This window comes from Nonomuraea sp. NPDC054003 (genome assembly GCF_055585125.1).
In genome coordinates this window covers 67,321-81,396 of sequence record NZ_JBVJKR010000017.1, presented here as the reverse complement: position 1 = coordinate 81,396, position 14,076 = coordinate 67,321, and the positions used below count along the sequence as shown (strand labels likewise).

Sequence of the window (14,076 nt, the reverse complement as noted above, 5' to 3'; positions counted from 1 at the left end):
TCGGTTGGGCCGGCTGGGTCTTCGGCTGGGCAGGGTGTGGGGCCGCGGCGGGCTGGGGTGGGGCCCGTGCGGGTGGGGACGGGGCCGGTGGGGCCTGGGGGTGCGTCGTTCGGGCAGGCTGAGCCGTTGCCGGCGACGGCTGCGCCGCCTCCGTTGAAGGGTGGGCTGGTCAGCCGGATCGGGGACATCCCGATCAAGGTCGTCTATCTGCTCGGCGCCATCGTCGCCACGGTGGCCGCCGTCCTCCTGGTGTTCGTGATCTTCTCCGGCGACGTGCCGACCCAGCCGGAGAACGAGGACGTCGTCCAGGTCGCCCCGGTGCCCTCGACGTCGGCCGAGGCCTCGGTGACCCCGACCCCCACCGAGACGCCGCTGCCGGCGGTGCCCGCGAAGATGGCGTTCGCCGACCTGCCGGGCAGGGCCACCGCCGCCACCGGCACCGTGACCGACAGCAGGACCGGCATCAGCTACCCCAAGCTGGGCAAGCCCTGGCAGGCCAGGTCCTTCTCGCCGTTCGCGCACGCGCAGCGGGTGGGCAAGGCCGGGGTGCCGCAGACGGTGATCGCGTCGGCGATGCTGCCCGGCGACAACCCGGAGACCAAGCCCAGGTCGGACGCCGACTACCGGGCCATCGCGGCCAGGGCGGCCCGCTGGACGCTGAATTCCCAGTATCCGGAGGGCGCCACCCTCGCCTGGACCGGCTCGCTGAAGGTGTCCGGGGGCAAGGGCTGGACGCTGGCCTTCCGGGTGACCTACACCGACGGCGGCAAGCAGCGCACCGGCCATGCCCTGGTGTCCGTCGTGGAGGTGGGCCAGACCAAGCCCGCGATGCTGATGGCCTCGATCCCGGAGAGCGGCAGGGCGTACTGGAGAGATCTGAACACCCTGGCGGAGAAAGTTCGCCCCCTCTAGGCCAGAAGCGTGCTCTAGAATATGATTCTGGCATCTACGGAACCGCCTGGAGGATGAGCTATGGCGATCGGGTTGAGCGAGGAGCACGAGGCGCTCCACGAGTCGGTGAGCGGCTGGGCGGAGCGCAGCATCCCCACCGACACGCTCCGCTCTGCCGGCGACGAGCGGCCCGCCTTCTGGCCGGGCCTGGCAGAGCAGGGCCTCCTAGGCCTCCACCTGCCCGAGGAGTCGGGCGGCTCCGGCTACGGGCTGCTTGAGGCCGCTGTCGCCGTCGAGGCGCTGGCCGAGCGGATGGCGCCCGGCCCCTACGTGCCGACCGTGCTGGCCAGCGCGGTGATCCACGCCTCGAAGCACCACGAGCTGCTGCCCGGCCTGGCCGACGGCACCCGCACCGGCGCGCTGGCCCTCACCGGGTCGCTGACCGGCACGCGGGCGGGCGACGGCTCCCTGACCGTGTCCGGCGCCGCGGAGCCGGTGCTCGGCGGCGCGATGGCCGACGTGCTGGTGCTTCCCGTCGTCACCGGCGACGGCGAGCTGTGGGTGGCGGTCGACGCCACCGCCGCCACCGTCACCTCGCTCAAGTCGCTCGACCTCACCAGGTCAGTGGCGAAGGTCGAGCTGGACGGCGTCACCGTGCCCGCCGACCGGGTGCTCGACGGGGTGGAGAGCGCCGACGTGCGCAACATCGCCGCCGTCCTGCTCGGCGCCGAGGCCGCCGGCGTCGCGTCCTGGTGCGTGACCGCCGCCGCCGAGTACGCGAAGGTACGCGTGCAGTTCGGCCGCCCGATCGGCCAGTTCCAGGGCATCAAGCACAAGCTGTCGCGCATGCTGGTCGCGCTGGAGCAGGCCCGCGCCACCGTCTGGGACGCCACCCGCGCCGCGGGCCAGGAGCTCGACTACGCGGCCGCGATCGCCGGCGTCATGGCCCCCGACGCGGCCGTGCAGTGCGCCAAGGACGCCATCCAGACCTTCGGCGGCATCGGCTACACCTTCGAGCACGACGCCCACCTCTACTACCGGCGCGCGCTCACCCTGCGCGCACTGCTCGGCGGCTCCGCCGGCTGGGCCGCGCGCGTCACCGAGCTGGCCCTGCGCGGCGTCACCCGCGAGATGGAGCTCGACCTGCCGGAGGACGCCGAGCCGCTGCGCGAGGCCCTGCGCGCCGAGATCGCGGAGATCGCCCGGCTGGAGGGCAAGGAGCAGAAGCGGGCGCTGGCCGAGCGCGGCTTCGTCATGCCGCACCTGCCCGCGCCGTGGGGACGCGGCGCGAGCCCGCTGGAGCAGGTGCTCATCGCCCAGGAGCTGAAGGCCGCCAAGGTCAGGCTCCCCGCGCTCATCATCGGCGCCTGGGTGGTGCCGTCCGTCGCCGTCTACGGCACGCCCGAGCAGCAGGAGCGGTTCCTGCCCAAGACGCTCAGCGGCGAGATGATGTGGTGCCAGCTCTTCTCCGAGCCCGGCGCCGGCTCCGACCTGGCCTCGCTGCAGATGAAGGCGGAGAAGGTCGAAGGCGGCTGGCGGCTCAACGGCCAGAAGATCTGGACATCCGTCGCGCACGTCGCCGAGTGGGGCATCTGCATCGCCCGTAACTCCAGCGAGGGCTCCAAGCACGAGGGCATCACGTACTTCCTCGTCGACATGAAGTCGCCCGGCGTCACCGTGCGCCCGCTCACCGAGATGACCGGCGAGAACCTGTTCAACGAGGTCTTCCTGGACGACGTGTTCGTCTCCGACGACCTGGTGGTCGGCGAGGTCGGCGACGGCTGGAAGGTGGCCAGGAACACGCTCTCGAACGAGCGCGTCTCGCTCTCCTCCGGCTCCGGCGGCACCGGCGCGTCCGTGCCCGACCTGCTCGGGCTCGTCAAGCGGCTCGGCCGGGACCTCACGCCGGTCGAGGCGGACGCTCTCGCGCACGTCATCTGCGAGGGCCACTCGATCAACGCGCTGTCGCTGCGGGTGACGCTCAAGCAGCTCGCCGGCAACGAGCCGGGCGCCGACGCCTCGGTGCGCAAGCTGCTGTCGACCTCGCACGCCCAGCACGTCTCCGAGACCGCGGTGAGCCTGATCGGCGCGCAGGCCACGGCGGCGGCCGACATGAAGCTCGGCGACCCCGGCTACTGGAACCGCGCCGTGCTCGCGACCCGGGCGATGACCATCTACGGCGGCACCACCGAGGTGCAGCTCAACATCATCGGCGAGCGCATGCTCGGCCTGCCCAGGGACCCCGAACCGGGCAAGTGACCCGCGCGCCCGATCCCCTCACGGCAGCACCGGCCGTGCGGGGATCGGCGTGCTGTGCTCGGCGGGCACCGGCTGCCCCGCCTTGATCTCGCCGACGCACGCGGGCGCGCCGACCGTCCTGAGAGCCAGCTCGCCGCCCTCGCCGTGCACGGTCGCGTACGTCGCGCCGAGGTCGCGCCCCGCCCTGACCTCGGCCTGCCCGCCGCCCAGCCGCACGACGAGCGTGGTCTCGGCCGAGTTCAGGTACGTGACCAGCACGGTCCACTCGCCGCCCGGCAGCCTCTCCGGCAGTGGGAAGACGACCTCCTCGGCGCCCACGGGCGTGCAGGAGGCGCCGCCCGGCACGGTGACCCCCTTGACGTCCACCGGGTTGAGCCGTCCCCGCGGGTCGAAGACGAGCGGGGCGCGCACCGGCCCCGACAGCCGTTCCGTCCAGTTCACCCGGCCGGGCGCGAGCGGGCCGAGGACCTTGGAGACGCGGGCGTACTGGAAGAAGAAGGCCGGGTCGGCCACCTTGACGGGCACGAAGGTGTCCAGCACGACCGAGCCCTCAGGGACGCGGGCCAGCGCGGCTTCGGCCGTCACCACGTAGCTCTCGACGTTGCGGCCGAGAGGCAGTGCGGTGAAGGCCGTCACCGACCAGACCGAGCCCGCCGCGCACACCGCGGCCAGCGGCGCCCACGCCCACCGCCACCGCGGCGGCGGGCGCAGCCACGGGCGCTCCTCGCCCGCCACGGGGATGAAGGCCAGGCCGATCACGATGGCGGCCACCATCGACGTGGACGCGATGTACCGCAGCTCGAACCCGGCCAGGTCGGCCCCCAGCGCCTCCACCCGCCCCAGCATGACCGGGACGACGTCGGCCAGCAGGAAGTAACCGAGCAGCATCAGCCAGGCCAGCCAGGCCCGCCGCCGGTAGCGCAGGGACACGGCCACCACGACAGCGCCCACCGCGAGCGAGGCCCAGATCAGCGGCGCCGGGGTGGCGGCGAGCGCGTAGTCCTCGCCGATCGGCCACCACCGCCACGGGCCGCCCAGCGAGGTGGGCACGAGCGAGCCCGAGAACATCCGCCACGTGGCCTCCACGGCCAGCCCCGCGTCCGGCAGGGAAGGCCGCACCGTGTCGTTCGTGAGCTGCACGGAGGTGAACATCTGGTGGAAGAAGACCACCGAGTACGCCGCGAGCACCCCGCCGTAGAACAGCCACACGCGCGTCATCCGGTCCCGCGCCAGCCAGCCCAGGGTCAGCACGAAGGCCATCACCAGGATGAACGGCGACTTGACGTAGAACGCCATCGCGAACAGCGTCCAGCCCACGGCGGCCACCGCGTGCCGCCGGCGCCGCGTGCGGGTGTAGAGGACGTGTGACGCGAGCGCCATGGGCACCGCCACCTGGAAGGGCAGCGCCCCCAGAACCACGGACCACCATGACAGCGAGGGGATGGTCATCGGGGTCAGCAGGAAGAACCCCAGCGGCACCAGGATCGCCGGCCGCGACCCGAACAGCACCGTCAGCAGCCGCAGCAGCGCCAGCCCCGCCGCGGCCAGCAGGCATATCGTGACGCCGTGGGCCAGCGCGTCGTTGTAGCCGCCGAGCCGTCCCATCAGCCACTGGATCGCGAACGGGCCGGGAGCCATGTGCCCGTAGTCCACCCGCATCAGGTAGTCCCAGGTCAGGCTCTGTTCCAGGCCCCTGGCGATGAACATGAAGTCGTCCTGGCGGAAGTACGTGCGGCGGACCAGCTCGAACTTCCACACCAGCTGGGCGGCCACCATCAGCAAGCCCGCGGCGAGCACCACGTCGCCGCGCACCGCCTGGCCGGCCCTCGCCACCCCGTCGTCCTTCCTGCCCGCGATCCCCCCACGCGACAGCATGCCGGAAACGTCCCTCAACTGGCGACATGCTGGGAAAAGCAGTCACAGAGGTGTGATGTCATAGCTGGATGCCACACCAGGCCAGAGCCGCCCTGGCCGGCGCCGCCCTCGGCCTCACCCTCGGAGCCCTCGCCCTCGGTCCCGCTCTGGGCTGGGGGTTCGTGCTGCTGCAGGACATGGTGTTCGTCCCCGACCCGGCGTTCTCCCTCTTCACCTTCGGCCTGGCGGGCGGCGCGCCCCGGGTGGTGCCCAGCGACGCGGTGGTCACCTTCCTGTCCCAGCTCCTGCCGGGGGAGCTGGTGCAGAAGCTCGTCCTGCTGTCGATCTTCGTGCTGGGCGCCTCGGGCGTCGCCGTCCTCGTCCCTTCCCCCGGACTGGCCCCCCGCCTGGCGGCGGCGGCCTTCTACGTCTGGAACCCGTTCGTGGCAGAGCGTCTCCTGATCGGGCAGTGGGCGCTCCTCCTGGGGTATGCGGGGCTGCCCTGGGTGGTCCACGCGCTCGACCGCGGTCGCCGCCTGGCCGTCTCCGTCCTGCCGGCGGCGACGGGCGGCTTCGCGGCGATGCTGGTCACCGTCGTCACCGCCCTCCCCGTGGCCGCCTCGTCCGGCCGCCGGTGGGGGAGGGTGCTCCAGGTGGGGCTGGTGCTGGGCGCCTTCTGCCTGCCGTGGCTGGTGCCGGCGGTGCTGCGGCCCGACGGTCTCGAAGGGGACCCGGTGGGGGTGGAGGCGTTCGCCTCGCGGGCCGACACACCGTTCGGGACGGTGGGGAGCCTGCTGTCCCTCGGCGGGATCTGGAACGCGAACGCCGTGCCCGCCGGGTACGACGGGATCGTCGGGGCGGTGGCGCGGCTGGTGCTCGTGGTCGCGGGGATCGCCGGGTTCTGGTGGCTGGGCCGCCGGTTGCCGTACCGGAACGGGCTCATGGTGGCCGCCGTCATCGGGTTCGCCATCGCGTCCGCGGGGGTCACCGAGGCCGGGCGGTCCGTGCTGAAGTGGCTGGTCGGGGTGTGGGGCGGGTTCGCGGTGTTCCGGGACGCGCAGCAGTACGTGGCGCCGGTCGCGTTGCTGGCGGCCGTGGGGCTCGGGCTGCTGGCGGCGGCCGTCGTACGGGAGAGCCCGGCCGGGGCGAGCGGGTCCGCGGCGCCGGGCGGACAGTCGGCGACGGCGGGCGGCGGGACGCGGCCTGGACGGTGGCTGGTCGGCGTGCTGGTCGTGGTGCCCGTGGCCGTGCTGCCGACGATGGCGTGGGGGGCTCTGGGGGCGCTGGACGCCGTCTCGTATCCGCGGTCGTGGTACGAGGCGAGGGACACGCTGCGTGACGACCCGGCTCCCGGTGACGTGCTGGTGCTGCCGTTCGAGTCGTACCGGAGATTCGACTGGAACGGGCACAGGGCGGTGCTGGATCCGGCGCAGCGGTTCTTCGCGGTGCCGGGGCGGCGGGTGGTGACGAACGACGTGGTGCGGGTGGGCGAGATGGTCGTCGGGAGCGAGGACCCCCGGGCCGCGGAGGTAGAACGCGTACTAGAAGGCGGTTCACCTGACCTCGCCCGACTGGGGTTCCGGTACGTGATTGTTGATGCGGGGACGGTTGAGGAGAAGAACCGGTTCGCCGTCTGGCTCGGTGACGCCGAGGTGCCGGTCAACTCTGCGGAGCTGCGTCTGTACAGGTTGGAGCCGCCGCTTACGACCCGATAAGGTACCTCATCAGGGGTTTTGTAAAATTTAGGTCTAGCTACTAGCGAGTAGCAGTAATTGGTTCTAGGTTTGTCCACATACCCCGGACCCCTGCCGCACCAGGAGGAACCCCCGTGATCAAGATCCTGTTAGCAGCGATCATCGGCGTAGCCGTGGCCGCACTAGTGACGACGATCACCACGGTCTCCCTGACCGGTTCCACCGCCACGCCTGTCAACCAGCCGCTCTACAACTACGGCACGCGGTAACAGAGCGCCGCCATGCCGCCCTCCTCCTCAGGGAACTCGGGGGCGAGCCGGCGACCACTGCTTGAGATCGTCGTTCCCGCGCACAACGAGGAACGACGGCTTCCCGGGGGGCTCCTGCAGCTGTGCGCGAAGCTTGCCCGCATGCCGTTCCCGACCGCGGTCATCGTCGTCGACAACAACAGCACGGACGGCACCGCCGAGATCGTCCGCACCTGGCCCGAGGGCGAGGTCCCGGTCCGGCTGGTGAGCTGCCCGGTGCCCGGCAAGGGAGCCGCGGTCCGTGCGGGGCTGATCGAGACCCGTGCCCCCTTCGTAGGTTTCTGCGATGCCGACATGGCCACCGACCTGGCCGCCGTCGACGTCGCGTTCGGCCTGCTCCTGTCCGGGGAGCGGGTGGTGATCGGCTCGCGGGCGCACGCGTACTCGAGTGTCGAGAACCGTCACAGCCGGATCCGCGAGATCGGCGCCGTCGGCTTCCGCGCGCTGGCCAGGGCGCTGGTGCACGGGGTGAGCGACACCCAGTGCGGGTTCAAGTTCTTCGACGGCCCGCTCGCCCGCGAGGTGGCCGCCGAGCTGCGCACGCCCGGGTTCGCGTTCGACGTGGAGCTGCTGGCGCGCTGCGCCGGCCGCGGCTCGCGGGTGCTGGAGATCCCGGTCCGCTGGCACGACATGCCCGGCTCCAGGTTCTCCCCGGCCCGGCACAGCTTCGGCATCATGCTGGAGCTGGGCAGGATCTGGCTGAGGCTGCGCGCCACACCGCCCGCGCCCGTCTGGGAACCCCCGCTCGACCCCGTCGGATATCCGTGAACGACCCATGAACGTCGCCGTCGTCAACTGGCGCGACCCCTGGCACCCCGCCTCCGGCGGCGCCGAGACCTACGCCTGGGAGCTGGCGTGCCGGATGGCCCGCGCGGGCCACGCGGTCTCGTTCGTCACCGCGCGGGCGCCCGGTCAGTCGCGGGCGGAGACCCGCGACGGCGTACGGGTGCGCCGGATGGGCGGGGTGTTCACCGTCTACCCGCTGGTGCTGCTCTGGCTGCTGGTCCGGCGCACCCGGTTCGACGCGGTGCTCGACTGCCAGAACGGCATCCCGTTCTTCACGCCGTGGGTGCTGCCGCGCCGTACCAGGATCCTGTGCGTCGTGCACCACGTGCACGACCGGCAGTTCGGCCTGCACCTGCCGTGGTGGCTGGCCGCGGTGGGGCGGTTCCTGGAGGGGCCGGTGTCGCGCTGGACCTACCGGCGGCACACCGGCGTGGCCGTGTCGCCCTCCACCGTGCGCGCCATGCGGGAGCGGCTGCGCTGGATCGGCCCGATCCACCTGGTGCACAACGGGGTGAGCACGGACCCGCCCGAGAGCGACGTCCCCAAGAGCCCGGTGCCGCGCGTCGTCTGCGTCGGCAGGCTGGTCGCGCACAAGCGCGTCGGCCTGCTGCTGGACGCGGTGGCGGAGCTGCGGGAGCAGCGGCCTGACCTGGTCGTCGACGTCGTCGGCCGCGGCCCGGAGGAGGCCGCGCTGCGCGCGCGGCTCCCCGAGGGCGTCACGCTCCACGGCTACCTGCCGGAGGAGGAGAAGGCGCGCCTGATCGCCGCCGCCTGGGTGCACGTCACCGCCTCGCAGGGCGAGGGCTGGGGGCTGTGCGTGGTGGAGGCGGCCGCGCTCGGCGTGCCGACCGTCGCCTTCGACGTGGAAGGGCTCCGGGACGCGGTACGGGACGGCGAGACGGGCTGGCTGGTGCCCGAGGGCGGCACACCGGCCGCTGACCTGGCCAAGGGCCTCGGCGCGGCGCTGGACGAGGTCTCGGGCGAGCTGACTGACCGGGGTCCGGACACCTATAACATGAAATGTCGGAAATGGGCTGGACGGTTCTCCTGGGACGCCAGCGCCGACCGCCTCATGGCGTTGATCACCGGTGCGGACGTGGAGGAGCGGTGACCGAGAAGGCCCGGCACCGCTTCTGGCTGGTGTTGTGCTGTGCCGGCTTCGCGATCCTGGCGTTCACCACCAAGCCCGGCCACCTCATCCCCGACACCAAGCTCGACCTGGCGCTGAACCCGCTCGGCTGGCTGGAGCGCGCCACCCACCTGTGGGATCTGCAACACTTCGGCCAGCTCCAGAACCAGGCGGCCGGCTACCTGTTCCCGATGGGCCCGTTCTTCGCCATCGGCGAGCTGGCCGGCGTCGAGCCGTGGATCACCCAGCGGCTCTGGCTGACGCTGCTGTTCTGCGTCGCGTTCCTGGGCGCCGAGCGGCTGGCCGCCAAGCTCGGCGTCGGCACGCCGGGCACCAGGATCGCCGGCGCGCTGGCGTACGCGCTGGCCCCCCGCGCGCTGTCGATCGTCGGCGAGATCTCGATCGAGTGGCTGCCCGCCGCGATGCTGCCGTGGATCCTGATCCCGCTGCTCACCGCCGCCGAGACGGGGCAGCGGGCCAGGGCGGCGGTCCGGTCGGGGCTGGCCGTGGCGCTGTGCGGCGGGGTGAACGCCGTCGCCGTGCTGGCCGTGCTGGTCGCCCCCGTCGTCTACATTCTCACCCGGCCGCGCCCGGTGCCGCGCTGGCGGATGCTCGGCTGGTGGACGGCCGCCGTCGCGGTGGCCACCCTCTTCTGGTCGCTGCCGCTGCTGCTGGTGGGCCGGTACGCGTTCTCGTTCCTGCCCTACACCGAGACCTCGGCGGCGACCACGCAGGTCACGTCGCTGACGAACGTGCTGCGCGGCGCCTCCGACTGGGTGCGCTTCCTGCCGCTCAGCGGCGTGTTCGAGCAGCCGCCCGGGTACGCGATCGCGACCTCAGGCGCGATGGTGGCGGTCACCGGCGTCATCGCCGCGCTCGGCCTGGCCGGGCTGGCCCGCCGCGACCTGCCCGCCAGGGGCTTCCTCATCGCGCTCTTCCTGGTGGGGACGGCGGCGGTGACGGCCGGGCACATCAGCGCGCTGGAGCCCGCCGTGGCCGAGCCGATCCGGTGGCTGCTGGACGGCCCGCTCGCGCCGCTGCGCAACCTGCGCAAGTTCGACCCCCTCATCCGGCTCGCGCTCGCGTTCGGGCTGGCCCACCTGCTGGCGAGCGTGCTCGGCCGGGCCAGGCTGCCGCTGCGGGCGGTGGCGGCGGGCGCGTTCGCCGCGCTGGTCCTGCCGGTCTTCAACCAGGGCCTGGCGTACCCCGGGGTCTTCCAGCAGGTGCCGGACCACTGGCGCCAGGCCGCCGCCTGGCTCGACGAGAACGCCGGTGACGAGGGCGTGCTGGTCGTGCCCGGCGCCTCCTTCGGCGAGTACGTGTGGGGCCGGCCGATGGACGAGCCGCTCCAGCCCCTGTCCAGCGTCCGGTGGACGGCACGCCAGATCACCCCGCCGGGCTCGGTGGGGCTGAGCAGGCTGCTGGACGCCGTCGACCAGCGGCTGACGTCCGGCCACGGCTCGGCCGGGCTGACCGAGGTGCTGCGCCGCATGGGCGTCCGCTACGTGCTCGCCAGGAACGACCTGCTCAGGGAGCAGCTCAAGGGCGCCTGGCCGGCCAGGATCCACGAGGCGATGAGCGAGTCGCCCGGCGTCACCAAGGTGCGCTCGTTCGGCGAGCCGGTCGGCGACGTGTTCGGCGACGACGCCGTCGACTCGCTCGACGCCGCCTTCCCCGCGCTCGACCTGTACGAGGTGTCGGAGCCGTCGGACCTGGTCACCGTGCGGCCGGCGGCGGACGCGCTGCGGGTGCGCGGCGGCCCCGACTCGCTGCTCAGCATGGGCGACCTCGGCCTGCTCGGCGAGGGCCCGGTCCTGGTGAACGACGACGCGGCCGGGGTCGAGGCGCCGGCCGTGGTGAGCGACGCGCTGCGGCTGCGCGAGCGGCACTTCGGCGAGCTGCGCTCCAACATCAGCCCGACACTCACCGAGGACCGGCGGGCGGACTTCAGCGGCGTGCTGGCCCTGGACCTGATGGAGAAGGGCTGGCTGGAGAACACCGCCACCGCCGAGTACGACGGCATCGCCGGCGTCTCGGCCTCCTCCTCGGCCGCCGACGCCGGCGCGCCCGCCGGGACCAGCGACCCCTCGCGCGGCCCCTGGTCGGCGATGGACGGCGACGTGCGCACCGGCTGGGAGACCGACGGCGCGCGCACGCCCGAGGGCCAGTGGCTCCAGGTCGACCTGCCCGCGCGCCGGGAGGTCTCCCGCGTCCGTGCGATGTTCGCCGCCGAGCTCCTGCTCGGCCAGACGGTGGACCGGGTGGCGGTCGAGACCGAGGCGGGCCGCCGGGAGCAGGACGTCGAGCAGACCACGGACCCGCAGTGGCTGACCCTGCCCGAGGGGCCGACCTCGTGGATCCGGGTCACGATCCTGTCCGTCCGGCCCGGTGACTGGACCTACGGGCAGCGCGCCGGGATCGTCGAGCTCAGCGTGCCCGGGGTGACCCCCGGCAGGACGATCAGGCTGCCCGGCTCCGGCGGCGACGTGTTCGTCATGGACCGCGGCCTGGACGCCCGGCCCGGGTGCGTGCGCAGCCTGAACCGGTGGGTGTGCAATCCCCCGCGGCTCGCGCGTACCGGGGAGGAGAGCACCGGCCTGGACCGCACGTTCACCGCGGACGCGGAGCGGGCCGTCACCGTGCGCGGGTCGGCCGTGCTGCGCGACAGCGCGCTCGTCGACCGGTTCACCCGGGTCAGCGGCGGCGTCACGCGGGTGTCGGGCACCTCGCAGCTCAGCGAGGACGCGGTGGTCTCGCCCCGGTCGGCGTTCGACGGCGACCTGACCACCACCTGGGTCCCGGCCGACGGCGACCGCGAGCCCGCGCTCACCGTCGCGTGGAAGGGCAAGAAGAAGATCTCCCGCATCCAGGTCGGCAGGCCGGGCAGCGACACCCAGTCGCTCGACGTGGTGGTCACCGGAGACGGCGGCGTCTCCCGCGGCGGCCGGGTGGACGAGCGGGGCCACGTCAGCTTCGACCCGATCACCACCACCCAGCTCAAGATCCGCTTCTACCCGCTCACGCAGCGGGTGCAGGTCACCGAGCTGGCCATCCCCGGGGTGGCCAAGGCGAGCACCCCCGGCGACATCCCGCTCCGGCTCGACTGCGGCACCGGCCCGCGGATCGAGGTGAACGGCCAGGTCGTCGAGACCCGCGTCGCCGGCAGCCACCGCGACCTGCTGGAGCAGCGGCCGGTGCGGATCACCGGGTGCGAGAAGGCGGAGCTGCTGGCGGGCGACAACCGGGTCAAGGTGGCCGGTTGGGAGCCGTTCCAGGTGGAGAACCTGGTCGTGGGCGCCCTGCCGGAGACGCCGCGCCAGGTGGAGGCCGCCGCGGTGCCGGGCACCTGGACGCAGTCCGCGCGCGAGGTGCACGTGAGCGCGCCCGACGACGCCTTCCTGGTGGTCGGCGAGAACTTCAACGCCGGCTGGCGGGCCAAGATCGGCGACCGGACGCTCCGGCCGGTCCGCATCGACGGCTGGAAGCAGGCCTGGGAGCTGCCCGCCGGCTCGTCGGGCGTCGTGCGGATGGAGTACACGCCGGACCGGCCCTACTGGTTCGCGCTCGCCGCCGGGCTGGGCGGGATCGCGCTGCTGGCGCTGCTCTCCCTGATACCGCTCGGGCCGCGCCCCGAGCACGTGCGCGCGACCGCGCCGGCCGCCCTCTCGCGGCTGTCGAGCTGGCGGGCGCCGTACGCGGCGGTGGCGGGGCTGGCGTTCGGCTACTGGATCGCGGGCACGCCCGGCATGCTCGCCCTGGTCGCCGCCGGGGCACTGGCGCTGTGGCTGGACGGCCGCACGCGGGGCGCGTACTGGCTGCCGGCCGGGCTGTTCTGCGCGGCGGCGGGCGCCCAGGCCGTCGCGCTCACGCTGCGCTCGTACGGGATCGAGGCCGGGATGCTGATGGACCACGTGCCGCAGCTCGTCGCGTGCGCGGCCATGGGCGCGCTGTTCGGGCGGCTCGTCACGCGGCGGGAGCCACCGGCCGCGGAGCCGGAGCTTCCGGTGGCCGAGCAGGTGCTGACCGGCGCCGGCCGAGCGTGAGGGCGACATGTTCGATCAGGTGATAGCTCGCGATGCTGAGCAGCAGCGACACGATGAACGACACCACGGCCAGGCTGGTGAAGTCGCCGGTGAACGGCGGGTCGCCGGTGATCTGCCGGTGCAGCGTGATGACCGGCGCGTGCCACAGGAAGAAGCTGTAGGAGATGCGGCCCAGGTAGGCGGCGACCGGGTTGCCGAGCAGCCGGTGGCGCAGCGAGCCGGGGTCGGGCGCGAGCGCGAACGGCGCCACCAGCAGGACGGCCACGGCCGCCTCCAGGGTCATCCTGACCATGGACTCCCCGAGGGTCGGCAGGGTGAGCGTGCGCGGCCCGGCCAGCGGCGTCGACAGCACCGCGTACAGCAGGAAGGCGAGCACCAGCAGCTGGGGGGCGAGCGAGCCGATCACCCGGCTGCCGCCGAGCCAGACCGACAGCACCGCCATCGCCATGCCGCAGGCGAAGAACACCAGGTGGTACGGGAGCCAGAGCGCGAGGTCCGGCACCTCCAGGACCCTGGCGGCCACCACGGTGGCCACCGAGACCACCGGCAGCACCGCGATGCCCCAGAGCAGCCGCACCGGCACGTTGCCGCCCCGGGCCGCCCACCGGTGCAGCGCCCAGCCGAGCAGCGGCAGCACCAGGTAGAAGGCCATCTCGATGGGCAGCGTCCACATCTGGTAGAGGCCTTCGGCGCTGTGCAGGCCGGGGACGTAATTCTGCAGCAGGAGCAGCCAGACCACCCAGCCGGTCCAGTCGAGCGGCGTCCACGCCCACAGCGCCAGCGAGGCGACCAGCCAGTAGACCGGCAGCACACGCAGCGCCCGCCGCCACAGGTAGAGCCCGGCGGCGGGGCGCGGTGCGCCCTCGATGGCGGCCTTGGCCCACGGCCGGTAGAGCAGCAGGCCCGACAGCAGGAAGAACACCGGCACGGCCATCCCGAGGCGGGACAGCAGCCAGGCGTACATGCCCTCGCCGTACATCACGCCGGTGTTGCTGGCCACGTGCAGCAGCCACACGCCGAGCGCGGCCAGGGCGCGGATGCCGTCGAGAGCGGCGTCTCTCTTCAGTGCTCTCACCCCCGGGGTCTCGTCGGCGAAACCACGATAGAACATG

General features: G+C 73.1%; 9 protein-coding genes. 7 read left to right on the top strand and 2 right to left on the bottom strand.

Going from position 1 to position 14,076, the window contains the following annotated elements; translation table 11 throughout:
* Positions 1 to 153: 153 nt before the first annotated feature.
* Positions 154 to 912, top strand: a complete 759-nt coding sequence (locus ACZ6YG_RS36205; RefSeq protein ID WP_271278233.1) for a hypothetical protein — start codon at positions 154 to 156, stop codon at positions 910 to 912.
* Between the two features lie 60 nt (positions 913 to 972).
* Positions 973 to 3,150 (top strand): acyl-CoA dehydrogenase, encoded by a 2,178-nt coding sequence (locus ACZ6YG_RS36200; protein WP_271278234.1) that lies wholly within the window; start codon positions 973 to 975, stop codon positions 3,148 to 3,150.
* 18 nt (positions 3,151 to 3,168) lie between these two features.
* On the opposite strand, the gene ACZ6YG_RS36195 is transcribed toward ACZ6YG_RS36200, so the two are convergent.
* Positions 3,169 to 5,025, bottom strand: coding sequence for a hypothetical protein (locus tag ACZ6YG_RS36195; protein ID WP_466020472.1), 1,857 nt, complete (start codon positions 5,023 to 5,025; stop codon positions 3,169 to 3,171).
* A gap of 68 nt (positions 5,026 to 5,093) precedes the next feature.
* On the opposite strand from ACZ6YG_RS36195, the gene ACZ6YG_RS36190 reads away from it, so the two are divergent.
* The 5 genes from ACZ6YG_RS36190 (at position 5,094) to ACZ6YG_RS36170 (ending at position 12,964) form a co-directional block, all read left to right on the top strand.
* The gene (locus ACZ6YG_RS36190) at positions 5,094 to 6,719 is read left to right on the top strand and encodes an MmpA family trehalose lipid delivery protein (protein WP_466020471.1); all 1,626 of its coding nucleotides are present in this window, start codon (positions 5,094 to 5,096) and stop codon (positions 6,717 to 6,719) included.
* Between the two features lie 113 nt (positions 6,720 to 6,832).
* Positions 6,833 to 6,967 (top strand): hypothetical protein, encoded by a 135-nt coding sequence (locus tag ACZ6YG_RS36185; protein WP_261808826.1) that lies wholly within the window; start codon positions 6,833 to 6,835, stop codon positions 6,965 to 6,967.
* Positions 6,968 to 6,979: 12 nt separating this feature from the next.
* Entirely contained in the window at positions 6,980 to 7,774 is a 795-nt protein-coding gene (locus ACZ6YG_RS36180; protein ID WP_148034157.1) for a glycosyltransferase, read from the top strand.
* Between the two features lie 7 nt (positions 7,775 to 7,781).
* A complete protein-coding gene (locus ACZ6YG_RS36175; RefSeq protein WP_466020470.1) occupies positions 7,782 to 8,903 on the top strand; it encodes a glycosyltransferase family 4 protein in 1,122 nt (373 codons plus the stop codon).
* The gene (locus ACZ6YG_RS36170; RefSeq protein WP_466020469.1) at positions 8,900 to 12,964 is read left to right on the top strand and encodes an alpha-(1->3)-arabinofuranosyltransferase domain-containing protein; all 4,065 of its coding nucleotides are present in this window, start codon (positions 8,900 to 8,902) and stop codon (positions 12,962 to 12,964) included. The genes ACZ6YG_RS36175 and ACZ6YG_RS36170 overlap by 4 nt, the downstream gene beginning before the upstream one ends.
* Here the strand turns inward: ACZ6YG_RS36170 and ACZ6YG_RS36165 are convergent.
* Positions 12,885 to 14,075, bottom strand: coding sequence for an acyltransferase family protein (locus ACZ6YG_RS36165; protein ID WP_466020468.1), 1,191 nt, complete (start codon positions 14,073 to 14,075; stop codon positions 12,885 to 12,887). The two genes, ACZ6YG_RS36170 and ACZ6YG_RS36165, sit on opposite strands and share 80 nt — an antisense overlap.
* Between the last annotated feature and the right edge of the window lies 1 nt (position 14,076).

Excerpts from the sequence above, each read along its gene's own strand:
- ACZ6YG_RS36175 (WP_466020470.1), top strand. The coding sequence starts at position 7,782 with ATGAACGTCGCCGTCGTCAACTGGCGCGACCCCTGGCACCCCGCCTCC.
- ACZ6YG_RS36195 (WP_466020472.1), bottom strand. The coding sequence starts at position 5,025 with ATGCTGTCGCGTGGGGGGATCGCGGGCAGGAAGGACGACGGGGTGGCG.
- ACZ6YG_RS36165 (WP_466020468.1), bottom strand. The coding sequence starts at position 14,075 with ATGTTCTATCGTGGTTTCGCCGACGAGACCCCGGGGGTGAGAGCACTG.
- ACZ6YG_RS36180 (WP_148034157.1), top strand. The coding sequence starts at position 6,980 with ATGCCGCCCTCCTCCTCAGGGAACTCGGGGGCGAGCCGGCGACCACTG.
- ACZ6YG_RS36190 (WP_466020471.1), top strand. The coding sequence starts at position 5,094 with ATGCCACACCAGGCCAGAGCCGCCCTGGCCGGCGCCGCCCTCGGCCTC.
- ACZ6YG_RS36200 (WP_271278234.1), top strand. The coding sequence starts at position 973 with ATGGCGATCGGGTTGAGCGAGGAGCACGAGGCGCTCCACGAGTCGGTG.